The sequence below is a fragment of the Synechococcus sp. MIT S9503 genome (assembly GCF_047304175.1).
In the GTDB taxonomy this organism is placed as follows: domain Bacteria; phylum Cyanobacteriota; class Cyanobacteriia; order PCC-6307; family Cyanobiaceae; genus Synechococcus_C.
This window is the reverse complement of sequence record NZ_CP138955.1, coordinates 562,891-586,348: the sequence shown is the minus strand read 5'-3', so window position 1 is coordinate 586,348 and position 23,458 is coordinate 562,891. Positions and strand designations below refer to the sequence as shown.

General features: G+C 57.6%; 29 protein-coding genes. 18 read left to right on the top strand and 11 right to left on the bottom strand.

Going from position 1 to position 23,458, the window contains the following annotated elements; translation table 11 throughout:
* Positions 1 to 595: 595 nt before the first annotated feature.
* The 5 genes from lpxD to SIB56_RS03170 all read left to right on the top strand — a co-directional run bounded on the left by lpxD (position 596) and on the right by SIB56_RS03170 (position 4,966).
* The gene (gene lpxD, locus SIB56_RS03190) at positions 596 to 1,675 is read left to right on the top strand and encodes a UDP-3-O-(3-hydroxymyristoyl)glucosamine N-acyltransferase (protein WP_413325334.1); all 1,080 of its coding nucleotides are present in this window, start codon (positions 596 to 598) and stop codon (positions 1,673 to 1,675) included.
* Positions 1,676 to 1,705: 30 nt separating this feature from the next.
* Positions 1,706 to 2,779, top strand: coding sequence for a 3-isopropylmalate dehydrogenase (gene leuB, locus SIB56_RS03185; RefSeq protein ID WP_413325332.1), 1,074 nt, complete (start codon positions 1,706 to 1,708; stop codon positions 2,777 to 2,779).
* A 75-nt stretch (positions 2,780 to 2,854) separates the two neighbouring features.
* Positions 2,855 to 3,757, top strand: a complete 903-nt coding sequence (locus tag SIB56_RS03180; RefSeq protein WP_413325330.1) for a phosphoribulokinase — start codon at positions 2,855 to 2,857, stop codon at positions 3,755 to 3,757.
* Between the two features lie 88 nt (positions 3,758 to 3,845).
* Entirely contained in the window at positions 3,846 to 4,136 is a 291-nt protein-coding gene (locus SIB56_RS03175) for a hypothetical protein (RefSeq protein ID WP_413325328.1), read from the top strand.
* Positions 4,137 to 4,156: 20 nt separating this feature from the next.
* Positions 4,157 to 4,966, top strand: a complete 810-nt coding sequence (locus SIB56_RS03170) for a prepilin peptidase (protein ID WP_413327066.1) — start codon at positions 4,157 to 4,159, stop codon at positions 4,964 to 4,966.
* 89 nt (positions 4,967 to 5,055) lie between these two features.
* Here the strand turns inward: SIB56_RS03170 and SIB56_RS03165 are convergent, their stop codons facing one another.
* The gene (locus tag SIB56_RS03165) at positions 5,056 to 5,652 is read right to left on the bottom strand and encodes a ferritin (protein ID WP_413325326.1); all 597 of its coding nucleotides are present in this window, start codon (positions 5,650 to 5,652) and stop codon (positions 5,056 to 5,058) included.
* Between the two features lie 188 nt (positions 5,653 to 5,840).
* On the opposite strand from SIB56_RS03165, the gene accD reads away from it, so the two are divergent.
* From accD to SIB56_RS03130, 7 genes are all read left to right on the top strand, one after another.
* Positions 5,841 to 6,722, top strand: a complete 882-nt coding sequence (gene accD, locus SIB56_RS03160; protein ID WP_413325324.1) for an acetyl-CoA carboxylase, carboxyltransferase subunit beta — start codon at positions 5,841 to 5,843, stop codon at positions 6,720 to 6,722.
* Positions 6,719 to 7,114, top strand: a complete 396-nt coding sequence (locus tag SIB56_RS03155; protein WP_413325321.1) for a hypothetical protein — start codon at positions 6,719 to 6,721, stop codon at positions 7,112 to 7,114. The genes accD and SIB56_RS03155 overlap by 4 nt, the downstream gene beginning before the upstream one ends.
* A 31-nt stretch (positions 7,115 to 7,145) precedes the next feature.
* The gene (locus SIB56_RS03150) at positions 7,146 to 8,225 is read left to right on the top strand and encodes a Gfo/Idh/MocA family protein (RefSeq protein WP_413325319.1); all 1,080 of its coding nucleotides are present in this window, start codon (positions 7,146 to 7,148) and stop codon (positions 8,223 to 8,225) included.
* 152 nt (positions 8,226 to 8,377) lie between these two features.
* Entirely contained in the window at positions 8,378 to 9,091 is a 714-nt protein-coding gene (locus SIB56_RS03145) for a histidine phosphatase family protein (protein ID WP_413325317.1), read from the top strand.
* Between the two features lie 297 nt (positions 9,092 to 9,388).
* Positions 9,389 to 10,456, top strand: a complete 1,068-nt coding sequence (locus SIB56_RS03140) for a class I fructose-bisphosphate aldolase (RefSeq protein WP_413325315.1) — start codon at positions 9,389 to 9,391, stop codon at positions 10,454 to 10,456.
* Between the two features lie 127 nt (positions 10,457 to 10,583).
* Positions 10,584 to 11,657 carry a class II fructose-bisphosphate aldolase gene (gene fba / locus SIB56_RS03135; protein ID WP_413325313.1) on the top strand — a complete coding sequence of 358 codons (1,074 nt, stop codon included), beginning with the start codon at positions 10,584 to 10,586 and terminating at the stop codon, positions 11,655 to 11,657.
* 274 nt (positions 11,658 to 11,931) lie between these two features.
* Entirely contained in the window at positions 11,932 to 12,609 is a 678-nt protein-coding gene (locus tag SIB56_RS03130) for a TMEM175 family protein (RefSeq protein ID WP_413325311.1), read from the top strand.
* Positions 12,610 to 12,670: 61 nt separating this feature from the next.
* Here SIB56_RS03130 and SIB56_RS03125 read toward each other — a convergent pair whose 3' ends face one another.
* Genes SIB56_RS03125 through purS form a run of 3 tightly spaced genes read right to left on the bottom strand, consistent with a single transcriptional unit; the run spans position 12,671 to position 14,556 of the window.
* Positions 12,671 to 13,648 (bottom strand): S66 peptidase family protein, encoded by a 978-nt coding sequence (locus SIB56_RS03125; protein WP_413325308.1) that lies wholly within the window; start codon positions 13,646 to 13,648, stop codon positions 12,671 to 12,673.
* A gap of 3 nt (positions 13,649 to 13,651) precedes the next feature.
* Positions 13,652 to 14,305 (bottom strand): phosphoribosylformylglycinamidine synthase subunit PurQ, encoded by a 654-nt coding sequence (purQ, locus tag SIB56_RS03120; RefSeq protein WP_413325306.1) that lies wholly within the window; start codon positions 14,303 to 14,305, stop codon positions 13,652 to 13,654.
* The gene (gene purS / locus SIB56_RS03115; protein WP_413325305.1) at positions 14,302 to 14,556 is read right to left on the bottom strand and encodes a phosphoribosylformylglycinamidine synthase subunit PurS; all 255 of its coding nucleotides are present in this window, start codon (positions 14,554 to 14,556) and stop codon (positions 14,302 to 14,304) included. The genes purQ and purS overlap by 4 nt, the downstream gene beginning before the upstream one ends.
* Positions 14,557 to 14,658: 102 nt before the next feature.
* Here purS and SIB56_RS03110 point away from each other — a divergent pair, with 102 nt between their 5' ends.
* Positions 14,659 to 15,009, top strand: a complete 351-nt coding sequence (locus tag SIB56_RS03110) for a hypothetical protein (protein WP_413325303.1) — start codon at positions 14,659 to 14,661, stop codon at positions 15,007 to 15,009.
* A 9-nt stretch (positions 15,010 to 15,018) separates the two neighbouring features.
* Here SIB56_RS03110 and SIB56_RS03105 read toward each other — a convergent pair whose 3' ends face one another.
* Positions 15,019 to 15,723, bottom strand: coding sequence for an SDR family NAD(P)-dependent oxidoreductase (locus SIB56_RS03105; protein WP_413325301.1), 705 nt, complete (start codon positions 15,721 to 15,723; stop codon positions 15,019 to 15,021).
* 70 nt (positions 15,724 to 15,793) lie between these two features.
* Here SIB56_RS03105 and SIB56_RS03100 point away from each other — a divergent pair, with 70 nt between their 5' ends.
* Both SIB56_RS03100 and SIB56_RS03095 read left to right on the top strand, forming a co-directional pair.
* Positions 15,794 to 16,342 (top strand): methyltransferase family protein, encoded by a 549-nt coding sequence (locus SIB56_RS03100; RefSeq protein WP_413327063.1) that lies wholly within the window; start codon positions 15,794 to 15,796, stop codon positions 16,340 to 16,342.
* 69 nt (positions 16,343 to 16,411) lie between these two features.
* Positions 16,412 to 17,020 carry a L,D-transpeptidase family protein gene (locus SIB56_RS03095; protein ID WP_413325299.1) on the top strand — a complete coding sequence of 203 codons (609 nt, stop codon included), beginning with the start codon at positions 16,412 to 16,414 and terminating at the stop codon, positions 17,018 to 17,020.
* Between the two features lie 46 nt (positions 17,021 to 17,066).
* Here the strand turns inward: SIB56_RS03095 and SIB56_RS03090 are convergent, their stop codons facing one another.
* The 3 genes from SIB56_RS03090 to SIB56_RS03080 are packed head-to-tail and all read right to left on the bottom strand — an operon-like array spanning position 17,067 to position 19,014.
* Positions 17,067 to 17,453 carry an MliC family protein gene (locus SIB56_RS03090; protein ID WP_413325297.1) on the bottom strand — a complete coding sequence of 129 codons (387 nt, stop codon included), beginning with the start codon at positions 17,451 to 17,453 and terminating at the stop codon, positions 17,067 to 17,069.
* Positions 17,435 to 18,526: a cobalamin biosynthesis protein CobW gene (gene cobW / locus SIB56_RS03085; protein ID WP_413325295.1), complete on the bottom strand. Its 1,092-nt coding sequence runs from the start codon at positions 18,524 to 18,526 to the stop codon at positions 17,435 to 17,437. Before cobW ends, SIB56_RS03090 begins: the two co-directional genes overlap by 19 nt.
* Positions 18,526 to 19,014, bottom strand: coding sequence for a pentapeptide repeat-containing protein (locus SIB56_RS03080; protein ID WP_413327060.1), 489 nt, complete (start codon positions 19,012 to 19,014; stop codon positions 18,526 to 18,528). Before SIB56_RS03080 ends, cobW begins: the two co-directional genes overlap by 1 nt.
* Before the next feature lie 129 nt (positions 19,015 to 19,143).
* Here SIB56_RS03080 and SIB56_RS03075 point away from each other — a divergent pair, with 129 nt between their 5' ends.
* Genes SIB56_RS03075 through ilvD form a run of 3 tightly spaced genes read left to right on the top strand, consistent with a single transcriptional unit; the run spans position 19,144 to position 21,805 of the window.
* The gene (locus tag SIB56_RS03075) at positions 19,144 to 19,761 is read left to right on the top strand and encodes a uracil phosphoribosyltransferase (RefSeq protein WP_413325293.1); all 618 of its coding nucleotides are present in this window, start codon (positions 19,144 to 19,146) and stop codon (positions 19,759 to 19,761) included.
* 24 nt (positions 19,762 to 19,785) lie between these two features.
* On the top strand, positions 19,786 to 20,082 hold the full coding sequence (locus SIB56_RS03070; RefSeq protein WP_413325291.1) for a hypothetical protein: 297 nt from the start codon (positions 19,786 to 19,788) through the stop codon (positions 20,080 to 20,082).
* A 52-nt stretch (positions 20,083 to 20,134) separates the two neighbouring features.
* A complete protein-coding gene (ilvD, locus tag SIB56_RS03065; protein WP_413325289.1) occupies positions 20,135 to 21,805 on the top strand; it encodes a dihydroxy-acid dehydratase in 1,671 nt (556 codons plus the stop codon).
* On the opposite strand, the gene SIB56_RS03060 is transcribed toward ilvD, so the two are convergent.
* The 3 genes from SIB56_RS03060 to pgl are packed head-to-tail and all read right to left on the bottom strand — an operon-like array spanning position 21,806 to position 23,455.
* The gene (locus SIB56_RS03060; protein WP_413325287.1) at positions 21,806 to 22,168 is read right to left on the bottom strand and encodes a hypothetical protein; all 363 of its coding nucleotides are present in this window, start codon (positions 22,166 to 22,168) and stop codon (positions 21,806 to 21,808) included. It abuts the gene before it with no gap.
* A 1-nt stretch (position 22,169) separates the two neighbouring features.
* Complete coding sequence (locus tag SIB56_RS03055; protein ID WP_413325285.1) at positions 22,170 to 22,742, bottom strand: CIA30 family protein; 573 nt, start codon at positions 22,740 to 22,742, stop codon at positions 22,170 to 22,172.
* Positions 22,739 to 23,455: a 6-phosphogluconolactonase gene (pgl, locus tag SIB56_RS03050; protein ID WP_413325283.1), complete on the bottom strand. Its 717-nt coding sequence runs from the start codon at positions 23,453 to 23,455 to the stop codon at positions 22,739 to 22,741. Before pgl ends, SIB56_RS03055 begins: the two co-directional genes overlap by 4 nt.
* Between the last annotated feature and the right edge of the window lie 3 nt (positions 23,456 to 23,458).

Genomic DNA, 23,458 nt, shown 5'->3' with positions numbered 1-23,458 from the left:
CAAACACCGGATCAGGACTCCGCTCAAGCCGCTTGCCAAAGCTAACTGTGGATCAATTCGCAGGAATTTTGCAGATAATAAGAAGCATAGCCTCGACTCGATTCTCAACGAATTGAATACAGACTACTATTTAATCGCAGGCAAAACAACATAAATATAAAGAAGAATTCCAGAATACAATATACCTAGGATTAAAATCCACTTCGACATAATTAACCGATTAGTTGTTCAACTATAACCAAGTCAACACCGCTGTCCTGTGGCTCAACACAAAATCACGAGGGAAGCAGTCTCTGGGTCAAAAAGGAAAGTCTCAACGACAACAGTCCTGCGATTTTGACAACGCGATGCTGAAATCTCTTTTGCACTGATCAACGACTGCGTTGTTGCTGTCTCCTGTTGACAAACCAGTTTGTGGATAGGGCTTCAACAGTCGTGATACCAGCACGCTGACTCGCTCATCATCTGCGTCTTCCGCCGCTAACTTGACGAGATCCTTCAGCTGGATTCCCGGAAGCTGTCAGCAACGACTGCGTTGGACTTCGGCTGGGACGATCAGTTGTGAACTCGATGTTCAGTCACTCGGTACCTCTCCATGCGCTTCAGCGAGTTGATCGCCATTCTTGAGAAGGGCGAAGCAGGCATTCTGAACGCTTCAACGGGCAGGAATCCCGAACTTCGTGGCGCTGCGTCACTGGAATCCGCACAACCTGATCAACTCAGCTTTCTTGAGAAGGGCAATGCTCTGATCGCCAATCTCGAAACCAGCTGCGTGGGAGCGGTCCTGATTCCTGATCAGGTTGAACTGAAAGCTCTTGCTGAGCAGAGAGCACTGGCCTGGGCAACCTGCAGAGACCCGAGACTCGCCTTCGCTGAAGCACTCGAACAATTGCATCCGCGGCCAACGCAGCACGCAGGGATTCACCCAAGCGCCGTCATCGCTGATCGCGTTCAGCTCGGTGCCGGAGTCAGCGTGGCCGCCAACGTGACGATCGGGGACGACACCCGGATTGGCGCTCGAACCGTGATCCACCCCGGAGTGGTGATCTACGGCGACGTGGAGATCGGAGAGAGCTGTGAGTTGCACGCGAATTCCGTTCTGCATCCCGGATGCCGAATCGGTAGTGGATGTGTCATTCACTCCAATGCTGTGGTGGGCTCGGAGGGATTTGGTTTCGTTCCCACGGCCAGTGGCTGGCGCAAAATGCCGCAGACAGGACTGGTTGTTCTCGAGGATGGTGTCGAGATTGGTTGCGGCAGCACGATCGATCGACCATCCGTTGGCGAGACGCGCCTTGGATCCGGCACCAAAGTCGACAATCTCGTCCAGATCGGTCACGGCGTTGAAACTGGACGTGGATGTGCCCTCGCTTCACAGGTGGGCATTGCAGGAGGAGCACGGCTGGGCGATGGAGTGATCCTTGCTGGACAGGTGGGAGTCGCCAATCGGGCAGTGATCGGTGATCGTGCGATCGCAAGCTCCAAAAGCGGCATCCATGGTGAAATCGCCGCCGGTGAAGTGGTCAGTGGTTACCCGGCGATTCCCAACAGACTTTGGCTTCGCTGTTCAGCAGCCTTCAGCAAATTGCCGGAGATGACGAAACAGCTGCGTCAGATCCAGCGACAGACTGTGCAACAGGACTCTCACTCCGAAACACCGGGCACCGCTCAGTAACCTCCCACCAGCACTGTCCGGGCACGGCAAATGGATCAGCATCGCGTCGTTCTTCTGCCGGGTGACGGCATTGGTCCGGAAATCACCGCCGTTGCGCGACAGCTGCTCGAGGCTGTCGCCACGCGGTTCGGCTTCCGCCTGATTTTTGATGAACAACTGATCGGTGGTGCCGCGATCGATGCAACCGGTGATCCATTACCAGCTAGCACTCTGCAAATCTGTCGCTCAGCCGACGCCGTGTTGCTCGCCGCCATCGGCAGTCCTCGTTTTGATGCTCTACCCAGAGAAAAACGACCGGAAAGCGGTCTGCTCGCCTTGCGTTCTGGGATGGAGCTGTTCGCCAACCTGCGCCCGGTGAAGATCGTGCCCGCCCTGATCGGTGCCAGCAGTCTTCGACCTGAGGTCATCGAAGGTGTTGATCTGATGGTTGTGCGCGAACTCACCGGTGGCATCTACTTCGGTCAACCGAAGGGGCGAGTCGAAGCCGATGGAGAAGAGCGAGGCTTCAACACCATGACCTATTCGGATTCGGAGGTTGACCGGATCGCCAAAGTGGCGTTTGAGCTCGCCGGAGAACGCAGAGGCCGCCTCTGCTCAGTGGACAAGGCCAATGTTCTCGATGTGAGCCAGTTGTGGAGAGACCGGGTGGATGCCATGGCAGGCGTTTACAGCGATGTGCAGGTGAATCACATGTATGTGGACAATGCCGCCATGCAGCTGGTGAGAGATCCGCGCCAGTTTGATGTTCTTCTGACCGGCAACCTGTTCGGCGACATTCTCAGCGATGAAGCCGCCATGCTCACCGGTTCCATCGGCATGCTTCCTTCAGCCTCGCTTGGTAGCGAGGGGCCGGGGCTTTTTGAACCGGTGCATGGATCAGCACCTGACATCGCCGGTCAGGACAAAGCCAACCCGATGGCCATGGTGCTCTCAGCTGCGATGATGCTGCGCACGGGCCTGAAGCAACCAAGCGCAGCCGATGCTCTTGAAAAGGCTGTGGATCAGGTGCTGGATAGGGGCTTCCGCACCGGAGACCTGATGGCGGAAGGCTGCACATCACTGGGTTGCAAGGCCATGGGAGAGGAGCTGCTCAAGGCTCTCTGAACAGACTCGAGCCAACAAAATTCGATATCGGTCCGTTGACCTGCCAAACTCTTCGGGCCAGATCTGCCTCCGTCGATGTCGAAGCGTCACCCCGTCGTGGCTGTCACCGGTTCCTCAGGTGCCGGAACCAGCACCGTGAAGCGTGCCTTCGAGCACATCTTCGCCCGTGAAAGCATCACACCGGCTGTCGTCGAAGGTGACAGCTATCACCGCTTCGAGCGGATGGCGATGAAGGACGCCATGGCTGATGCACTGGCCAAGGGTGAAAACTTCTCCCACTTCGGTCCTGAAGCCAACCTTTTCGACAAGCTTGAGGAACTCTTCCGCGTCTACGGCGAGACAGGCGGCGGACAGAAGCGTTATTACCTCCACAGCCCTGAAGAGGCAGCGGAACATAACTCCCGCCTGGGCGTCGAGCTGAATCCTGGGCAGTTCACTCCCTGGGAAGACATTCCGACAGGTACTGATCTGTTGTTTTACGAGGGTCTTCACGGCGGCGTGAAAGGTGACGCCTACGACGTGGCATCACTGGCCGATCTGCTGGTCGGTGTTGTGCCGATCACCAATCTTGAATGGATCCAGAAGATCCATCGCGACAATGCTGAGCGTGGTTATTCCGCAGAAGCAATCGTTGACACCATCCTGCGCAGGATGCCCGATTACATCAATCACATCTGCCCGCAGTTCAGTCGCACTGACATCAATTTCCAGCGGGTGCCGACCGTTGACACCTCCAACCCCTTCATCTGCAGAAATATTCCCAGCCCCGATGAAAGTTTCGTGATCATCCACTTCCGCAAGGGTGCTCGTGAGAAATGGGGGATTGATTTCAACTATCTGCTCAGCATGATCCACGACTCCTTCATGTCGAGCCCCACAAGCATCGTGGTGAACGGAGGCAAAATGGGATTTGCGATGGAATTGATCCTCACTCCGATCATTCACCGAATGATTGAAGAGAAGAAAAAGATGAACTGATTTCTGTACATCAACAGCCCCAATCAGTCCTATCGTGGGCTCATCTGATTGTTCAGGTGAGCCTATTTCTGTTTCCCCTCCCTCCTTCGTGATCGCGGGAGCCGGCGGTAACGCCAGCCTCACTCCACGCTGGGACCGAGTGGACAGCAGGCGAATGATCGCACTGGCCCGCAGGATTTATTTCCAGCATCTCAGCGATTCAGCCCAGTCATGCGAACCATGTGGCGTTGTGGTGAATATCGATCTCAGTGAAGGACATGTGGTACTTGCCCCCCCCACGCTGCTGCCGGATGAACAATTCATCAGCGCGGACTTGATCAGCAAACGACTCCGACGTCCCCGCAGTCCAAAAGAACGGTTCAGAGGGCAGGGATCTTGAGCTCACCACTGTGGTGGATCATGCTTCTGGCAGGGTCCTGCGTCGGCAGTTTCATCAACGTTGTCGTCTGGCGGCTGCCTAGGGAAGAGTCTGTTGTATGGCCTGGCAGCCACTGTCCTCACTGCGGCCATTCCGTGCAATGGCACGACAACATCCCCGTGATCGGCTGGCTTTCACTCGGGGGTCAGTGCCGGGACTGCCGACAACCGATTTCAGCTCGCTACCCCGTGGTGGAAACCCTCACTGCTGGGTTGTGGCTTAGTGCGTTCTGGGCCGTCGGCTTCAACACAAATCCTGTTTCGACGGACACGGTGACGGCCCTGACAACGCTGGGTGGCGGAGTCGTGTTGATCAGTCTGTTGATGCCCCTGGTGTTGATCGACATCGATCACCTCTGGCTGCCTGAACCCATCTGTCGTGCAGGTGTGATTGCAGGGCTTGTCGCCACCGCGCTGGTCACAGCCTTTGGGGAAGCACAGAACACAGCCCTACTGTTCAATCATCTGCTGGCATCCACTGGCGGATTGCTTGCACTGGAAGCTGTCAGCGCTCTGGCGGAACGCCTGGTTGGCCAGCCTGCACTGGGCCTGGGTGACGCCAAGCTGGCTGCCATGGCTGGCGCCTGGCTTGGTATCGCTGGTCTTGGCGTCGCCATCGGAATTGCCGTATTCGCAGGGGCCCTGTTTGGTGTCATCGCCAGGATCAGCGGTCACCTCAAGCCCCGAGAGCCCTTTCCCTTTGGTCCATTCATCGCTCTGGGAATCTGGCTGGTCTGGCTTATGGGTTCCCAGTGGTGGTGGAATCAGTGGATGGCTCTGGTCAGTCCATAAAAAAGCCCGTTGAACTGGATAAGTCCAGACAACGAGCTCACGGTTTGTCTCAATCAACTGAACAGGAAACCATCTTCTTGTGAATGGAATCAGGCAGCGGCACCACCGCCTGTTCCCGCAATATCAAAGGCTCCTCCAGCTTTGACATTGGCGAGCAGAGTTCCATCCAGAAACTGCTGATCAAGCAGGATCAAAGCTGCAGCGCTTGAATCGGCAAGACGCAATCGCTTCAGAACAAATCGCGCCTCAGATTCTTCCTGCAACTGCTCACCCACAAACCAATCGAGCATCGCGGTTGCAGTTCTGTCACCTTCCTGTTCTGAGAGCGTGTAGATGTTGTTGATCGATTTCGTCACCGTTCTTTCCATCTCATACACCTTGTCGAAAAGTGCTTTAACGGATTCCCACTCCCTTTCAGGCGACTCAATCGTGGGCAGCTGAACCTTGCATTCACTGTCAACGAGATAGGCAATGAATTTCGAAGCATGTCCACGTTCTTCAGTGCTTTTGTTGAGCATGTAACTGGAAAAACCAATCAGATCTCGCTCACGCAACCAAATCGACATCGCCAAATATGTATGACTAGCCTGAAATTCGAGAGCAAGATGCTCATTAATTGCTGAAGTATGCGATGACATAAAAAGAATGCTGATAATTTTTTTATAGGCATTCAAACGCTTACGCACCCTGGAGCAAAAATTAAAAACGACCTCAAAACTGGTTCTCTAGCAACAAATGCTACGCAAGCGCTCCAAGACTGTTCGAAGTGCCTCGTTGCAAGCCAATCTGAGCAGGTTCCCGAACAGACGTGGAAGAACCGAGATATGGATCTCGACCAGGTGGGTCTTTTAATGGGTAGGTCTGGATCGTCTCCGTGTCTCTTTTCGACTGGTTCGCAGATCGCCGCAAGGGTCAGTCCGTGGTCAAGGTCACGCAGGAACCCGAAGAGGGAGATGGTCTCTGGAGCAAATGCCCCGAATGCTCACAGGTGGTCTACCGCAAGGACCTTTTGGCCAATGCAAGCGTCTGCGGCAGCTGCAGCTATCACCACCGCATCTTCAGTGCCGAGCGAATTGCGATCATCACCGATGAAGGGAGCTTTGAACCGCTTGATGAGGAGTTGACTCCGACCGACCCGCTTGGATTCAAGGATCGACGCGCCTACGCCGACCGGCTGCGAGAAACCCAGGCAAGCACTGGTCTTCGCGATGGTGTGATCACGGGTTTATGCCGCGTGGATGGCATCCCCATGGCTCTTGCCGTGATGGATTTCCGCTTCATGGGCGGGTCGATGGGCTCGGTAGTTGGAGAGAAAATCACACGTCTGATTGAGGAGGCCACAGCCAAGCGTCTGCCGCTGCTGATCGTTTGCGCTTCCGGAGGAGCCCGAATGCAGGAGGGCATGCTCAGCCTCATGCAGATGGCCAAGATCTCGGGAGCACTGGAACGCCATCGCGAAGCAGGCGTGCTTTACATGCCTCTGCTCACCCATCCCACAACCGGTGGAGTCACGGCGAGTTTTGCCATGCTCGGTGATCTGATCCTCGCTGAACCGAAAGCTCTGATCGGTTTCGCAGGGAGAAGGGTCATTGAACAAACCTTGCGAGAGAAACTTCCCGACAACTTCCAAACCGCCGAGTATCTGCAGGAGCATGGGTTTGTCGACACAATCGTGCCTCGCACTCAGCTGAAGAACACCCTTTCGACTCTCCTGAGTCTGCATGGCTGTCGCCCCGAGGTGGCTGTCGAGGCATGAGCGAAATTCGTCCCAAGAGCCTTCTCGAATGGTTGGCATCAGCCATGGTGGCCCTGCTGATTGTCGTGCTGGCAGCACCTGCTTTCGCAGGACCTGTCGACTGGCGTGAAGTGCCCTCAACCAGCGAAGGTCAGCAGTGGTGGGATGCCGGGAGCGTCCGCAGAACGAAAGCTGGAAACTTGTCGGTACTCAGTCGATACAGCCTGAAAACGGACGATGACTCCCCTGCCCTAGGGACCCTGGTTGTCATGGAGATTGACTGTGATCAGTTCCTCTACCGCGACACTCAGAAGAATGGCTTGCCTCGCTTCGGAGCGGACTGGGAGGCGCCGGCTGAGGATGATCTGATCACGGAAGTCATCACCGCAGTCTGCAGTTCCGGACTGACCTGACGCTTCCCATCCATTCACTGACCGGTTCACCATGGCTGCCAGTCCGACGTCCCAGAACCCGATCGGGGTTGCCATCGCAGGGCTCGGATTCGGCGAAGCGGTGCATCTTCCTGCACTCCTGAGCATCCCTGAACTGGAACCAGTTGCGCTGTGGCATCCGCGTGAGGAGCGGCTTGATCAGGCCTGCAGCAGTACCGGCCTGAAAGGTCACGGATCCTGGGATGCACTTCTGGAGGATTCCAGGGTTGAGGCTGTGATCATCGCCACGCCTCCCGGCCCCAGATACGAACTGGCCATGCGTGCTCTGCAAGCGGGCAAGCATCTGCTCCTGGAAAAACCTGTTGCATTGAATGCGCAACAGGTGGCAGACCTGCAGCGCGAAGCCATCGGCAGAGGTCTCAGCGTGGCGGTTGATTTCGAATACAGAGCGGTGCCTCTGTTCCAGCAGGCATCACGCCTGCTGGAACAGGGGGCAGTGGGTACTCCGTGGCTGGTGAAACTGGACTGGTTGATGAGCAGCAGAGCCAACCCAGAGCGAGCCTGGAGCTGGTATTCACAGGCTGTACAGGGGGGTGGTGTTCTCGGTGCGCTTGGAACCCATGCCTTCGACACATTGGCCTGGCTGATCGGCTCCACAGGGAAGCTTCAGGCGGTGACACACACAGCCATCGCTCAGCGACCCGATACGCAGGGTGACATGAAACAGGTTGACACTGACGACATCGCCCTGATCAACCTCGAACTGGAGCTTCATCAAGGAGGGGTTGCGCCTGCGCAAGTGGCACTGGCCTCAGTTGCCCGTAACGGACGCGGCTGCTGGCTGGAGATCTATGGATCGGAGGGAAGCATGGTTCTCGGCAGTGCCAATCAGAAGGATTATGTGCATGGCTTCACCCTCACGATCCAGAAGAGCGGTGAGGCGCCGCGCACCATCGAGCCTGATGAGGATCTGCGCTTCTCAACAACCTGGAGTGATGGACGTGTGGCGCCAGTGGCCCGTTTGCAGAGCTGGTGGGCTGAGAGCATTCGTAGCGGGCGACCAATGGTGCCCGGTCTCGCTGAGGGCCTGGCGAGCCAGATCACCTGTGACAGATCGATGTCCACACACTGATTAGGTCACAACCAAGCCTCAGAAATCGCTGTATCAACAGCGACAGGTTGTCGTGACTTACAAGATGTTGCCGAAAGACGAAATCGCTTTAATGAAGAAAATTCATTTCATCAATGATTAAAAAAGCATCGTGCTTCGCAGCTCTGCTGCTGATGGCAGCCTGCTCGTCTGGTTCAGTCAGCGACGACTCAGCCAGCAAAGACAAACTTTCTGCTGACAGAAGTGAGGTCGAAGCCTATGAGCAGAACGACACCACCCTCTCCGGAGAGCAAAACGGCAAAGATTTTGTCAACAAACTCGACAACCAGGCACTGGGCGAAGCTCTCAGAGATGGCGGGCACGTTGTCTATCTCCGTCACGCCAAAACAGTTAAGGACTGGGGAGATCAGGTCAGCCCCGCCCTGGATCTATCCGACTGCAACACCCAGCGACGCTTGAGCACAGAAGGCAAGGCGGATGCCAAGCAGATCGGCGAAGGGATTAAGGCAGCTGGCATTCCAGTCGGAGATGTCATCTCTAGTGACTACTGCCGTGCCTACAACACAGCGGATCTCGCGTTCGGCACCTACACCAAGAATTCAAATCTGAATTTCCTTCCCTGTGTTGAGTGCACTCCGGAGGATTACAAGGAATACGCAGCTCGTGTTTCCCCTTTGCTGTCTGCGAAGCCTGAAGCCGGGAAAAACACTTTCTTGGTGGGTCACGATGATCCCTTCCAGGGCGTGACGATGCCTGTCGTGCCTGAAAACGGTATCTATCCGGCTCCCATGGGCGTCGCCTACGTTGCCAAGCCACTCGGTGACGGCAAATTTGAGTTGATCGCCAAGATCCTGCCTGATCAATGGGAATCTCTCGCTCAGAACTGAATCGTTCTCCTCGAGATTGAATTCATGAATCGTCAAGGCTGACACCTCACGGTGTCAGCTTTTTTTTTGTAAGCCAGCAACCACAGCCGACGATCGCTCCAGCACACAGAGAACGCTTGCCTTCACCCAGAAAACAACCTGAAAATCAGTAGCTCAGCCGGGACGAGGAAGCAACACCCCAGACCGCAAAGAATCAAATGCTGCGCATTTGCCGTAGCAAAACTTACACACAGGTGTAAACAGAGAGGCCGTAACGGCCTTCAAGGCCCCGAGACTCTTTCAATTCTGAAGAATCAAATGGCACTGTCTGATTATTCCTCCGAACTGATTGCAACAGCGCAATCCCTGGCCTCACCCGGCAAAGGAATTCTTGCTGTGGATGAATCCACCAAGACCATCGGCAAGCGCCTCGGCTCCATCGGAGTTGAGAACACAGAGGCGAATCGCCAGGCCTATCGCGGGATGCTGTTCACCACAGCTGGTCTCGGAGACTTCATCAGCGGAGCCATTCTTTACGAAGAGACCCTGTTCCAGAACCATGCCGACGGTGAGTCCATGGTCAACAAACTGGGCAAGCTGGGCATCATTCCAGGCATCAAGGTTGACAAGGGCCTGCGTCCCCTGGCTGGTGCCGGCTCCGTTGAGACTCTTTGCACCGGACTGGACGGTCTGGTCGAGCGTGCTGCCGATTACTACGCCCAGGGAGCGCGTTTCGCAAAATGGCGAGCCGTGCTGCAGATCACTTCCGATGGCTGCCCATCCCCTCTCTCAGTGAGGGAAAACGCCTGGGGACTGGCCCGTTACGCGCGCTCGGTTCAGGAATCCGGCCTGGTGCCGATCGTTGAACCTGAGATCCTGATGGACGGTGACCACACCATCGAAACCACTGCCCGCATTCAGGAGCATGTGATTCAGGAGGTGTATCACGCCTGTCAGGCCAATGGAGTTCTGCTCGAAGGAACTCTCTTGAAGCCTTCGATGACCGTCCAGGGAGCCGATTGCTCAGTCAAGGCCGATCCGGCGACAGTGGCGGCCATGACCGTGCGCACACTTGAGCGCAGTGTCCCGGCAAGCGTCCCCGGCATTGTCTTCCTGTCAGGTGGTCTGAGCGAGGAAGCCGCCTCGGTTTATCTCAACCACATGAACACCATCGAGCGCAAAGCGAAGTGGAACCTTGGCTTCTCTTACGGCAGAGCTCTTCAGCACTCCTGCCTGAAAGGCTGGGCAGGCACAAACCTTGAAGCAGGCCAGAAAGCACTGCTGGCCCGTGCTCAGGCCAACTCCGAAGCCTCACTCGGTCGTTATGTGCCCGGCTCACAACCCTCCTCTGACGAGCAGCTGTTCGTGGCCGGCTACACCTACTGATCAATCAACACGAACAGCCTGACGCCACTTCCGCGACAAGCTGACGTGACAAATAAAACACCATTCAGGTAAAGTCTCGGCCCTACGGACCATTTGGTTCCCTAGGGCCTTTTTTTGGACTTTATCTATGGCGCTCGTTCCGCTTCGGCTCCTGCTCGACCACGCTGCCGAAAACGGCTACGGCATACCTGCATTCAACGTCAACAACCTTGAACAGGTGCAGGCAATCATGGAAGCGGCTGACGAGACCGACAGTCCGGTGATTCTGCAGGCATCACGAGGAGCCCGCAGTTACGCCGGTGAAATTTTTCTGCGTCATCTGATCCTGGCTGCAACCGAGACCTATCCGCATATCCCGGTGGTGATGCATCAGGATCACGGCAACGCGCCTGACACCTGCTATTCCGCCGCAATCAACGGATTCACCTCCGTGATGATGGATGGATCACTGGAAGCTGATGCCAAAACTCCGGCCAGCTACAACTACAACGTGGCCGTCACCAGGCAGGTCGTGGATTTCGCCCATTCCGTTGGCGTCAGTGTTGAGGGTGAGCTTGGTTGCCTGGGCTCGCTTGAAACCGGCAAGGGAGAAGCAGAAGACGGACACGGCTTCGAGGGTGAGCTGTCGAAGGACATGCTGCTGACGGATCCTTCCGAGGCAGCGGACTTCGTGGCCAAGACCAAATGCGACGCTCTCGCGATCGCGATCGGCACCAGTCACGGTGCCTACAAGTTCACCCGCAAACCCACAGGTGAGGTGCTGGCCATCAGCCGAATCGCTGAGATTCACAAAGCCATTCCCAATACCCATCTGGTGATGCATGGCTCATCATCAGTACCTCAGGAATGGCTGGAGATGATCAATCAGCATGGAGGCTCAATCCCCGAAACCTATGGGGTGCCGGTTGAGGAAATCCAGGAAGGCATTCGTAATGGTGTTCGCAAAGTGAACATCGACACTGACAATCGCCTTGCATTCACTGCGGCGGTTCGTGAGGCAGCCATTGCTGACCCTGCCAATTTCGATCCCCGCCACTTCAACAAGCCAGCACGCAAATACATGAAGCAGGTCTGCCTCGACCGCTATCAGCAGTTCTGGGCTGCGGGCAATGCCAGCAAAATTCAACAACAAAGCATTACTTACTATTCCGGTCTTTATGCCAAGGGCGTGCTCGATCCGAAAACTGCAGTCGCAGCATGATTGCACTGAATTTTCAGATTGCCGACTCCAAAGGGGGGCTTATAGCCCCTTTTTTTATGAATTGAAGTACTGCCTGTCCGCTTCAAATAACGCAGCGATTATCAAATCATTTCAACTATGGATCCAACATTTTGAGCATCGCTATCGTAAAAAATCAGCGCAAAGCGAAGAATTAACCACTTACGTGTTCAACAGTGCGCGGTATTTAAACAGCGTTGAATGCAAAAACATATTTATCGCAGAGGTAGCATAGAGACTTATAGGAACAAGTCGAATGAATGCAGCTCGCAGCACCGTATCGGTAGTTCAGCGCAGAGCTTTCGATCGACTGATCAATTTCACTGACGCCGTCGTCGCTATTGCCATAACTCTGCAGCTACTGCCTCTGGTTGACATAAAATCAGAGGATGGAGAGACGGTATGGAAGTTAATTAATGATAACTCGTCTCAGATTTTTGTATTTTGGTTCAGCTTTTTAATTCTTTCAGTTTTATGGCTAAAACATAATCAGGTATTCAATTCAATGAGAACCTTCGATACCACAATTTTTTGGCTGAATTCATTATGGATGGCTTTGATCGTCTTTCTTCCCTGGCCAACGGCACTCTACGGCTCCTTGAATAACGGGCAATTGATAGAAGCCCAGGGCGTTGGCCTTCTGTATTGGTGGACCCTGGCATTGATCAGCGGAGTTGGGTGGCTTGTTGCAATTCACGCTTGGAAAAATCCTGATCTACTGGAGGAATCGGCGCTGGCGGAACGCAATGAAAGCTCAGGAATCAAAAAATACCGAGGCGCGAGCTTCGTTTTCGTATTTTTATTAATAGGCCTTGCCGCTGAATTCTCGCCCCAGATCGTGCCTTATCTCAGCGCAGGCATAATCCCGATGGATTTTCTTCTGAGAAAGAAAACAATATCAAAGCTAAAGAAAATAAATCAAAAAGTTCATTGATCAACCAAATATCTCCTGTGGTATCCCGTCCCTTTTGGCTCGAAGCCAATCACTCTTGAATTCAGTCATGCAGCTTGAGTTGACCAGACTGAGCATCGAGCTGTGCTTCATGACCCAGAGGCAGTGACATGTTCGGCCGTCCATGCCCGAGGGGAAGATCCATCACCAGAGGCACGCCGAGATCAGCAAGGCGCTCCTCAAGAATGGCCGCCATGGAGAAATCGCCTGGAAGGATGTCATCCTGCTTCCAGCTGAAGCGGCCACAGGCCACCCCTGACAAACTTGCCAGCACTCCGGAGCTGCGCCACTGGGTGAGCATTCGATCCACCCGATAGGGCGCTTCACCCACATCCTCAAGCACAAGAATCGCTCCTCGCAGCGAAGGGAACCAGGGGGTGCCGATCAGGTGCGTCGCGACCGTGAGGTTGGTCACCACCAGGCGACCGTTGGCCTTGCGACCCCGGATTCCGCGTCCCTGAAGAGGTTTTGTCGGTTGTCCGCTCAACAGGTCAACCGTGCGTTGCCACTGGTCATCCACTCCCCAGGCTGAGCCGTGGATGGCTCCCAGCAAACCTGCCTGCCACTGCGCAAGCAGAAGGGCACTGCTGTCGGAGAACCCAAGAGACCAGAAGGGCCGCTCTGGAAACTTCAGCCCTGACTCCAGAACCCGCGCAGCGCCCCAGCCACCACCGACATAAATGACCCCATCGAGCGTGGGGTCATTCCAGGCCTCCTCGATCGAGGCACGACGCTCCTCGTCGGTTGCCGAGAACCATTGCCACTGTCCTCTGATGCTCTCAGGAATTTCGAGACTCCATCCCTGGGCCTCGCAACGCTGCGTCAGCGGTGTGAAGTCCGTTTCAGGATCAATCCAGGTGCCCGGGTTGATGGCTCTCAGGCGTGAACCTCTTCGCAGTGGAGCGGGGGGTCTCGGCTGACGCTGTCGGGGCATCGATCTGGCCTTGACACCAAGCCCACCGAACAGCGACACGCCGATGCTCCAGCCGGCGGACAGCGCCAGAAGAGAACGACGCCGCATGGCTCAGGACAGCAGTGCTTCCAGGATGACTCGACCTGCAGTGCCGCCGGTCTGTGGATCACAGGCTCGCTCAGGATGAGGCATCAGGCCCAGAACCGAACCCGTGGCATTGGTGATGCCTGCGATATCGGAAACAGACCCATTGGGGTTGGTGCAGTAGCGCAAGGCGATGGCGTCATCGTCCTGAAGCTGCTTCAACGCGTCGTCACTGCACTGGAATCGCCCCTCTCCGTGGGCGATGGGCAGTGAGAAGCGGCTGCCACTGCCTAGGGAGGACAGCCAAGGCGTGCGAGCGCTCACCACAGAAAGGGACGTGTCCTCACAGATGAAGTGAAGATCACGGTTGCGGGTGAGCGCGCCGGGCAGAAGCCCCAGTTCCGTCAGCACCTGGAAACCGTTGCAGATGCCCAGAACCCGCCCACCGGAAGCAGCGAAACTGAGCAGCGATTCCAGAACAGGGGCAAAACGGGCAATGGCTCCGCAACGCAGATAGTCGCCGTAACTGAATCCACCGGGAAGCACAACGGCATCAAGGCCGCTCAGATCCCTGTCTTCATGCCAGAGATAACGGGTTGGCATCCCCAGACAACCCTCCGTCGCCCAGCGAACGTCGCGATCGCAGTTGGATCCGGGAAAAACAACAACTCCAATGGTCATGACTGGGTCAGCTCAAGCGTCCAGTCCTCGATCACAGGGTTGGCAAGCAGCCGATCACTGAGCAGCTCAAGGTTTCGACGCGCTTCCTCTTCATCCGATGCCTCAAGCTCCAGCTCCACCGCCTTGCCGATGCGCAGCTTGTCAACTCCTTCAACCCCGAGACGGGATGCTGCAGACCTGGCGGCCTCACCGGCTGGATCGAGAACCGACGGGCGCAGATGCACCAGAACACGAGCTGAATAACGCGGCACGGGCTCCGAGCGGCAATTGTTAAATATTGACAGGCCAGGGGACCGCTTTCGTTCGACGAAATGCACGTTGAAATCAGCCCCTAGCTCTGCAGCACCAGGCCTGTGCCCCATCCACTGGCTCCTCTGATCCGCTCGCTCGCCCCCTTGGCGGTGGTGATGGCTGCGGCACTCGGCCTGGCTGCGCCAGCCCTGCCTGCCATCAGCCTTCCTCTGGAATGTCGGCGACAGCATCAGAACTGGAGGAACTGTCGCTTCGAGAGCGATCAACCGGGTGCCAGCTGGCAGCTGGCGTTTGAGGATCGAACGGTGCGATTCCGCCACGACGGCAGCGGCCGGATGCGGATGAAGCTGAACGCCAACAGCCCCTGGACCAGCGTGGAGCCTCGCTGGGTTGCGGAACAGACGCTCTGCTGGAACGAGATCTGTGCGAGAGGCGAGATCCCTCTGGATTGAGCGAAGTGATCAGCGCTCCAATGATGCATTTACGGCACACTCAAACGGCACTGCCGCCGCCGGCAGCGTGAGCAGATGGGCGCAGAGACTGGCCAGATCTTCCGGTTGAGTCATTTGTTCCGGCGCCATTGTTTCCACGCCGGCGGCCATCTCTGTGTTGACCCAGCCGGGGCAGACCGCGGTCACACGAATGTCCTGATCCCAGCCTTCATTGCGCATGGTTTGGCACAGGCCCATCAGAGCGAATTTTGAAGCGGTGTAGCCAGCCAGCACCCCTTTGCAGCGCTTGCCGCTCATCGAGACCAGCACCTGGATCCGCCCCTGCCGGGACTCCACAAGTGCAGGCCAGGCAGCCCGGGTCAGCCACCAGGGACCCATCACATTCACCTTCCAGAGTTCATCCGGTTCAGAACGTTCCTGCTCACTGAACAGAAGGGGAGTGCGACGCAGAATCCCCGCGCAGTGAATCAGCGAGTCGAGGGATCCGAAATGGCCGAGAGCCGTCTCGACAAGCCTCTGCGCATCAGCAGGAACTCTGGCGTCATAGCTGCATGAAATCAGATTCACGGGGTCCTGGCTTGGATCCAGATCTGTTCCCAGAAGGCTGCTTGGATCACGCACAGCCAGGCACACCCGATGGCCCTGTTGGATCAGAGTGCGAGCCAGGGCGGCACCGATTCCCCGGCTGGAGCCGGTGATCACAACGGTTCTCATGAGTGGTGGAACGTCAGGATTGATGCATGGTCCCATCGACGGGACAGCCGTGATGGAGGGTGCCCTCGCCATGCCCGACTGGAAACAGGCCTTATCCGGCTGGGGGCTGAGCTGGAACGGTTGGTTCGACAACCGCCGCGGCGAATGGTGGCTGGTCGCTCAGCTTGTCCTGATCAGCGCCCATCTGATCCCGGCGTGGCCAAAGCCTGCGTCGGTTGGGATCGATTGGCCTCACACCGCGCAGATTACGGGGCTGATCATCCTGGCCATCGGTCTTGGTCAGGCAGCGCAGGGATTGATCGCACTGGGCCCCAGCCTTTCTCCGCTGCCGGAACCGAAACCGGGAGCTTCACTTGTGACCACAGGGGTCTACGGACACTGTCGACATCCGCTTTACCGCGCGGTCCTGATGTGTTCTCTCGGAGTGGTGCTCGCGCTTGGCAGCCTCTTGCATCTGCTGTTGCTTCTGGCTCTTGCGATCGTTTTGACAGGCAAAGCACGACGCGAGGAACGCGCGCTGCTGCAGCTGCTTCCCTCCTATGCGGATTACATGCGAACAACGGCTGCGATCGTCGCCCACTGCCCAGGTCTGGACTGGCGCCGACCCGAGGCCAGCTGAAAAACCGTTTATTCGTTCGTGAAGCGATAATCATCCCCCTTAGAGAAGGCAGAATTTTCTGTCCACGGGATGCAAACCACAGGAATCCGTCCTCTGTCCGGCTCCCTGCTCGCAGGCATGACCCTGGCCATGGTTCTGGCAGGTGCATGTTGGTCACCTGAAGCGAGAGCCGAGAAGAAGCCAGGCCAACGTCAGTCGCTGATGGCCTTGCTGGAACCTTCTCCACCGAAGCAGGATCCGCTGCCCATGCTTGTTCTGGAACGCACCAACCGTCGCTTGAAGACGACTGGCGATCCCATCTGGAACCTGATGGTTGAGATCCCTGGTGAACCCCTTCGTCGCTTCGATGCCGTCAGCGGCCGGGCAAACCGTCAGAACGCCAATCGTGACCAGTTGGGCAGCCGTGCTCCGTTGCCCACCGGTACCTACAGCGTTGGAGTTGTTGAGCCGCTGGCTGCGGGTGCTTTCCCCGAACTCGGTCCGGTCTGGATCAGCATTGAGCCAAAGTTCACAACCGGGCGAAGGGTCCTAGGGATTCACCAGGATCCCAGCGCAGGCCTGAGAAACACCCAGAGCGGAACGCTGGGGTGCATCGGCCTTGTCAACCGCTCGGACATGCTCGAACTAGCTCAGCTGATTGAGCGCAGCGGCACTGATCGGCTTGAGGTGCGCGATTGAGCGCAGGCCTGCGTCGCGGTCAACCGAAACAATTGAGCTGACCGCCCTAAGAGGCTGAATCACAGCTCCGCAGACTGACCTGCCATTCACCCCTGGAATCGCGTTGTTGCAGGAATCCGGTCTGGCCTTTGATCCACCAGGTGACATCGCGATCAGCACTGAAGCGGGCTCCTGATGCCGAGGCCAGCTGGGGCAACGTCAGCAGGCGTCCATCAGGAAGTTTCAGGCGCACAAAAGCGAGTGAACGGTCACGCAGCCTGAAGTAAGTGGCCTCAACCCGCTCGCCACCAGGACAGCGATAGCGGACACTCGAGCTGTGGATCAGCTCCGCTTCAGCCGCGATGACTGGGGGCAACGGCGAAACGCCCGCGCCAGCCAGGGCAGCTGCAGCAAGTGCAAGGCCTGAATGCAGCATCAGACGGCGTGCAGACAACGTTCCAGCCTTGCAGCGGAGTCGCTCTGCAAACCGATCACCACCAGCTCCAGCCCCGAGCCTTCACTTGGCATCCAGACCTGAGTCGGTGCTACCTCAAACCAGCTCTCGAGACGAGGTCCCACCATCTGAATCTGAAGGGGAAGGCTTTTGCCCGGAATCCAGAGTCGACCTTTGACACGGATCACGTCGTGCTCGATCACGAAGGCCCTGAGCAGATCCTCGAGCTGCGCTCGTTCGAAGGATCCCTGCAGACGGATCTGACCGCTGATCGCCTCCACATGGGTGTGGTCATGGTGGAGATGACCGCCGTCGTTTTGATGGCTGCTGTGATCGTGATGGCTGTGATCAGCGTGATGACTGTGGTCGTGTTCGATTCCGTGGTCTGAAACCTTCAGCCCCAGCACAAGGGCAGGATCAACAACACCTCGACTGATGCTGAGGGTGGCGGTTCCAACTCGCACCCGCGCAGCAAGTTGCTGCTCCACGGAATCCCTCTGGGAGGAATCAAGACAATCAGATCGGCTGATCAGCACGAGATCAGCCGCTTCAAGCTGATCTCTGAACAGGTCGTCGATGGCTGTGAGGTGATCAAGATTTGGATCCTCCTGTCGCTGTCGCTCCAGTGCCTGGGGATCTCCCACCGGGCTGCCGGCGCTGAGAGCCTCCCCGTCGACAACGGTGACAACACCGTTCACATGCACCCGCTTGCGGATGGCCGGCCATGCGAGAGCCTGCAGAAGAGGCCTGGGCAGAGCGAGGCCGCTTGTCTCCACCACAATGCCGTCCAGCTGATCAGAACGCTGGAGCAAAGTTTCCATCGTGGGAAGAAAGTCGTCCTGGACCGTGCAGCACAGACAGCCGTTGTTCAGCTCCACCAGGCGACCGTCAACCTCGTCATCGGGACAGAAACCACAGCTGCGGATCAGATCTCCATCGAGCCCGACCGTGCCGAATTCGTTGACCATCACAGCGAGCCGTTGACCGCTGTTGACGAGAAGATGACGGAGAAGAGTTGTTTTTCCGGCTCCGAGGAAACCGGTGATCACGGTGACGGGAAGCCGTGATGGCATCAGCGACACCCCAGCGTTTCCCTGGTACTGAGACCACTGCGGCTATTGACACCGCTGGCCCTGCTGCAGAGGGCCTTGAGCTGAGGAAGGTCAATCACCGCATTGCTGAAGTCAGTTCCCTCGATTTCAGCATCGGTGAAGCGACTCTGCATCAACATCGCATTGGTGAAGTTGGCATTGCGCAGATCAGCTCCATCGAAGCGACTTGAGAATGCGACCACATCCTCAAGATCCGCACCTCGGAGATCAGCACCCTGCAGCTGCGAGGTGTTGATCACGGCACCACGCAGGTCGGTCTCACTCAGATTGACCTCGCGCAGGTCTGCCTTGAGGAACTCCTTCTCCTTGAGATCACGACCGTGCATATCCGCGGAAATGTCCTGAACAGCCCGTTGACCACGCAGCTCGGGCGCGGTGATCGCCTGGGCTTGTGCCCCATTGATCAGCAGTCCGGTCAGAACGAGCAGACCACAGAACATCGTCGCCATGAGGCGACGGAGAACAGAGGAGAGAAGTGCTGACAAGACCATGGTGAAAGAACGCTCGGCAGGTTCATGGGAACAGCTGCCGTAACTTGAACCGTCACGATATGGCAGACGACTGCCCAGCCACGCGTCATGGCCAAGACTCTCCGGGTGGTGGTGCCGCCCCATCCTCTGATCGCTCACTGGCTGACCGTGCTGAGGCATGAGGGAACACCCCCCGCGCTGTACCGAACAGCCATGGAGGAACTGGGTCGCTGGCTGAGCTACGAGGCGATGCGCGACTGGTTGCCTCACCGGAGGGATGTGGTGAAGACGCCACTGGGCAGTACGGACGGGACCGTGATCGAAAGCGGAGTTCCACTGCTGGCGGTCCCGATGTTCGCGGGAGGACTGCACCTCTGGGCGGGCGCCCGCCAGGTGCTTCCCAGCGCTGAACTCTGTCTGGCGGGTCTGCCGGATGCGATCGAGTCCCAGGCGGGCGTGGTGCTGCTGCTCGATCAGGTGGCACAGGGCGATGCACTGATCGAACTGCTTCACCAGCTGGAGCAGCTGGGGGTTCAGGCCCCGAGGCTGCGGGTGATCACAGCACTCACGGCCAGCCCAGGCCTGAAACGCATCGGTGAAACCTATCCGGAGATCACCATCCACACGGCCTGCATCGATGCCGACCTCGATGAGCGGAATCGGATCCTTCCCGGAATCGGTGATCCCCTGCAAAGACTGGGAATCAGAACCGCACAGCCGAACTAGGCTGGAGGCATTCAATGGACGCCCATGTCGCGGCAGCAGGACTCTGCATCAGGAACTCTGGCCACACTGGTCAGTGGAGCCGTTCTGGGCGCCGCGGGCTTCGGATGGTGGTTGTTGTCAGAGGCTGATCGCCGCCGGCGCCTTCGCAATCAGCGTTCGATGTTGTATGCCCCGCGCATGCAGGACGGAAGTGAAGCAATCAGCGCCGGAGATCGACCCGAACCCGACGCGGGCAGCCACCTCGAGGCACGGGTGGAACAGTTGAATTCGGCGATCGCGGATGTGCGCCGCCAGCTTGAAGATCTGGGCTCCAGGCAGTGACAGAGCGGCCGGTAGGTTGACCGAAGTAATTTGCCGCCACGCGAGACCGTCCATGCTCCGCTCCGATGCCGTCACAAAGGGGATCCAGCGCTCCCCTAACAGGGCGATGTTGAGAGCTGTCGGCTTCGGTGACCAGGATTTCGGCAAGCCGATCATCGGAATCGCCAACGGATACAGCACGATCACGCCCTGCAACGTGGGGCTGAATGATCTGTCAAAACGCGCCGAGGCAGCTGCACGCCTGGCGGGAGGCATGCCGCAGATGTTTGGAACGATCACCGTCAGTGACGGGATCTCCATGGGCACCGAAGGCATGAAGTACTCCCTCGTCAGCCGTGAGGTGATCGCGGATGCCATCGAAACCGCCTGCAATGGCCAGAGCATGGATGGCGTTCTGGCCGTGGGAGGCTGCGACAAGAACATGCCGGGCGCCATGCTGGCGATGGCCCGGATGAACATCCCTGCGATCTTCGTCTACGGCGGCACGATCAAACCGGGAAAACTCGGCGGCTGCGATCTCACCGTGGTGAGTGCCTTCGAAGCTGTGGGACAGCTCACGAACGGCAAGATCGACATCGAACAGCTCACGGCTGTTGAAAAGAATGCCTGTCCCGGGGCCGGGAGCTGTGGCGGCATGTTCACCGCCAACACGATGAGTGCCGCGATCGAAACCATGGGACTGAGTCTTCCCTGCAGCTCAACGATGGCGGCGGAGGATTCTGAGAAGGCTGACAGTGCAGCCCGATCGGCCGAGGTTCTCGTTGCGGCAGTGAAAGCCAACATCAGACCCCTGGATCTGCTGACCAAGGAAGCGTTTGAAAACGCCATCAGCGTGATCATGGCTGTGGGTGGTTCCACCAACTCAGTTCTGCACCTGCTGGCCATCGCGCGCACGGCAGGGGTGGACCTCAACATCGATGACTTCGAGAGGATCCGCCAGAAGGTTCCGGTTTTCTGCGATCTGAAACCGAGCGGCCGCTACGTCACGGTGGATCTTCATCGAGCCGGAGGGATTCCTCAGGTGATGAAACTGCTCTTGAATGCCGGTCTCCTGCATGGCGATTGCCGCACGATCGAAGGCAAAACGCTGAAGCAGCTGCTTGAGGATGTGCCGTCGGAACCACCTGCTGATCAGGATGTGATCCGTCCGATCAGCAACCCCCTCTACCAGAAGGGACACCTGGCCATCCTCAAAGGCAATCTTGCACTGGAGGGGAGCGTCGCCAAGATCAGCGGGGTCAAATCGCCCGTTCTGACAGGTCCCGCGAGAGTGTTTGAGAGCGAGGAAACCTGCCTCGCAGCCATTCTCGATCGTCAGATCAAAGCGGGCGACGTGGTGGTCGTCCGCTATGAGGGGCCTGTTGGTGGTCCGGGCATGCGTGAGATGCTCTCCCCCACCTCAGCCATCGTTGGTCAGGGGCTCGGGGAAAAGGTGGCACTGATCACCGATGGACGTTTCAGCGGTGGTTCCTATGGACTTGTGGTGGGGCATGTTGCTCCTGAAGCCGCTGTCGGCGGCACGATCGGGCTGGTTCAGGAAGGCGACAGCATCACCGTTGATGCCAATCAGCTCCTGCTGCAACTCAACGTGGATGAAGCTGAACTGGAACGCCGACGCGCTGCCTGGAACAGCCCAACTCCCCGTTACAGGACAGGGATCCTTGGTAAATACGCCCGTCTGGTGAGTTCCAGCAGCAGAGGAGCGGTCACCGACCAGCCCTGATCAGACCAGCAGTGCCCTGAGCCGTCGCGCGAATGCCTCAAGAGGTGCTCCGTCGGCAGGAGCGGAGCAGCGCTTGCCTGTTTCACCGTCCATCCACACCGGGTGCTGACCATGCCACAGGATCGGCCTGTGCGGTTGATCAGCCCAGGCGAGGGTGAGATTCAGATCAGTGCCGCTGCGATACAGCTCCAGTTCAAGATCGAATTCTTCGAGACGCTGCCCGTCACCGCCACGACATTCGACACGGCCGCAGTAGTCGTCGAGCGTTGCATCGTCGGCAGACAGAACGGCATGCAGATAAGGCTTGCAACAGAGATCCGCCGCTGAAGCGATCAACGTCTCAAGCTCCGAGCATGCGGACATCTCAGAATGCTTCAATCGAGCGGACCAGCATCTTGATCGCACCATCGCGATAGCCGGAGTTCGGCTGACCATCGTCCCCGAATCGAGAATGCAGCAACTGCAGACGGGTGACACAAGACGGATCGAAACGGACCGGAAGACTGACGGGTTTGGCACGAACGACAGGCTGGAGACGATCGAAAGGGATCTCTACAACCGTGGTGCCTGTCGACTCGGTGGCAACAGTCGTGACCCAGCGCAGTCCTCCGGGGATCAGTTCGGTGAGTCCGAACACCCCATCACGGCAGGCAACAGCGAACTTGAAACTGCGTCCTTCACCATCCAGCGTCAGGCGCAGCCCTGAGTAGGAGCTGAGGTCGAGGGGCGGTCGATACACAGGCGAACGGCAGCTGACAAAACCTCCCCCTTCACTCACCACCTCCCCTTCCAGAACAAGACCCAGCTCACTGATGCGGCAACCGGCCCTGCTGGATCCACCCATGATCGTGTCATTCAGGCTGGCCCATTCACGAAAGGAGTCACCTGCTGCGATCACACGCAGTTCCGGAGGCGGTTGAGGGGGTGGTGTCGTCAAAGACCTTGAGCAGCAGCCTGATCAGCGAGCACGAGAATCTCGGAGCTCGGTCGCACCAGCTTGGCAGGCGTACGCTCAGGGGATTCGCTGGCATCAATGAGTCGCGACAGGGCCTGATGCTTGGCCTCTCCACTCACCAGAAACACCACCTGACGGGCAGCGCTGAGCACAGGCGCTGTGAGTGTGATCCTCTCAAGGCCTTTGCCACGACCGATCGTCGTCCAGCGATCCTGAACGCCGGGTGCCTCCGTTTCAGGGAAGAGAGAGGCCGTATGACCGTCATCGCCAAGGCCAAGCAACATCAAGTCGAACATGGGTGGTTCACCTTCACAGACCTGGGCCACAAGTTCGGCAAAGGCATCAGCACTGGCTTCAGGAGAGCTGAGTTCCACCGTTGGAACGGGATGGAAACAGGCTCGGGCTCCAGGCTGACCGGTCTTGAGCAGGGTGTTGCGCAGCATTCGCGCGTTGCTCGATTCATCGTCGGCGGCAACCCACCGCTCGTCGCCCAGAAACACATCAACTCTGTCCCAGGGCAGATGTTCCTGGCCCAGCAATGCATACGCCAGCGCAGGGGTGGTACCGCCGGAAAGCGCAATCTGAGCACGGTCCCTTTGATCGAGAGCCAGATCGATCGCGGCTCCGATGTGCTCAGCGGCTCGCCTGGCGAGGTTCTCGGAGGAAGGTGACCGTTCGATGCGATAGGAGCTCATCGC

Bases quoted from the DNA above. Each gene is read 5' to 3' on its own strand.
- lpxD (WP_413325334.1), top strand. From the start codon at position 596: ATGCGCTTCAGCGAGTTGATCGCCATTCTTGAGAAGGGCGAAGCAGGC.
- leuB (WP_413325332.1), top strand. From the start codon at position 1,706: ATGGATCAGCATCGCGTCGTTCTTCTGCCGGGTGACGGCATTGGTCCG.
- SIB56_RS03180 (WP_413325330.1), top strand. From the start codon at position 2,855: ATGTCGAAGCGTCACCCCGTCGTGGCTGTCACCGGTTCCTCAGGTGCC.
- SIB56_RS03170 (WP_413327066.1), top strand. From the start codon at position 4,157: ATGCTTCTGGCAGGGTCCTGCGTCGGCAGTTTCATCAACGTTGTCGTC.
- SIB56_RS03155 (WP_413325321.1), top strand. From the start codon at position 6,719: ATGAGCGAAATTCGTCCCAAGAGCCTTCTCGAATGGTTGGCATCAGCC.
- SIB56_RS03150 (WP_413325319.1), top strand. From the start codon at position 7,146: ATGGCTGCCAGTCCGACGTCCCAGAACCCGATCGGGGTTGCCATCGCA.
- SIB56_RS03145 (WP_413325317.1), top strand. From the start codon at position 8,378: ATGGCAGCCTGCTCGTCTGGTTCAGTCAGCGACGACTCAGCCAGCAAA.
- SIB56_RS03140 (WP_413325315.1), top strand. From the start codon at position 9,389: ATGGCACTGTCTGATTATTCCTCCGAACTGATTGCAACAGCGCAATCC.
- fba (WP_413325313.1), top strand. From the start codon at position 10,584: ATGGCGCTCGTTCCGCTTCGGCTCCTGCTCGACCACGCTGCCGAAAAC.
- SIB56_RS03130 (WP_413325311.1), top strand. From the start codon at position 11,932: ATGAATGCAGCTCGCAGCACCGTATCGGTAGTTCAGCGCAGAGCTTTC.
- SIB56_RS03125 (WP_413325308.1), bottom strand. From the start codon at position 13,648: ATGCGGCGTCGTTCTCTTCTGGCGCTGTCCGCCGGCTGGAGCATCGGC.
- purQ (WP_413325306.1), bottom strand. From the start codon at position 14,305: ATGACCATTGGAGTTGTTGTTTTTCCCGGATCCAACTGCGATCGCGAC.
- SIB56_RS03105 (WP_413325301.1), bottom strand. From the start codon at position 15,723: ATGAGAACCGTTGTGATCACCGGCTCCAGCCGGGGAATCGGTGCCGCC.
- SIB56_RS03100 (WP_413327063.1), top strand. From the start codon at position 15,794: ATGCCCGACTGGAAACAGGCCTTATCCGGCTGGGGGCTGAGCTGGAAC.
- SIB56_RS03095 (WP_413325299.1), top strand. From the start codon at position 16,412: ATGCAAACCACAGGAATCCGTCCTCTGTCCGGCTCCCTGCTCGCAGGC.
- cobW (WP_413325295.1), bottom strand. From the start codon at position 18,526: ATGCCATCACGGCTTCCCGTCACCGTGATCACCGGTTTCCTCGGAGCC.
- SIB56_RS03080 (WP_413327060.1), bottom strand. From the start codon at position 19,014: ATGGCGACGATGTTCTGTGGTCTGCTCGTTCTGACCGGACTGCTGATC.
- SIB56_RS03075 (WP_413325293.1), top strand. From the start codon at position 19,144: ATGGCCAAGACTCTCCGGGTGGTGGTGCCGCCCCATCCTCTGATCGCT.
- SIB56_RS03070 (WP_413325291.1), top strand. From the start codon at position 19,786: ATGTCGCGGCAGCAGGACTCTGCATCAGGAACTCTGGCCACACTGGTC.
- ilvD (WP_413325289.1), top strand. From the start codon at position 20,135: ATGCTCCGCTCCGATGCCGTCACAAAGGGGATCCAGCGCTCCCCTAAC.
- SIB56_RS03060 (WP_413325287.1), bottom strand. From the start codon at position 22,168: ATGTCCGCATGCTCGGAGCTTGAGACGTTGATCGCTTCAGCGGCGGAT.
- pgl (WP_413325283.1), bottom strand. From the start codon at position 23,455: ATGAGCTCCTATCGCATCGAACGGTCACCTTCCTCCGAGAACCTCGCC.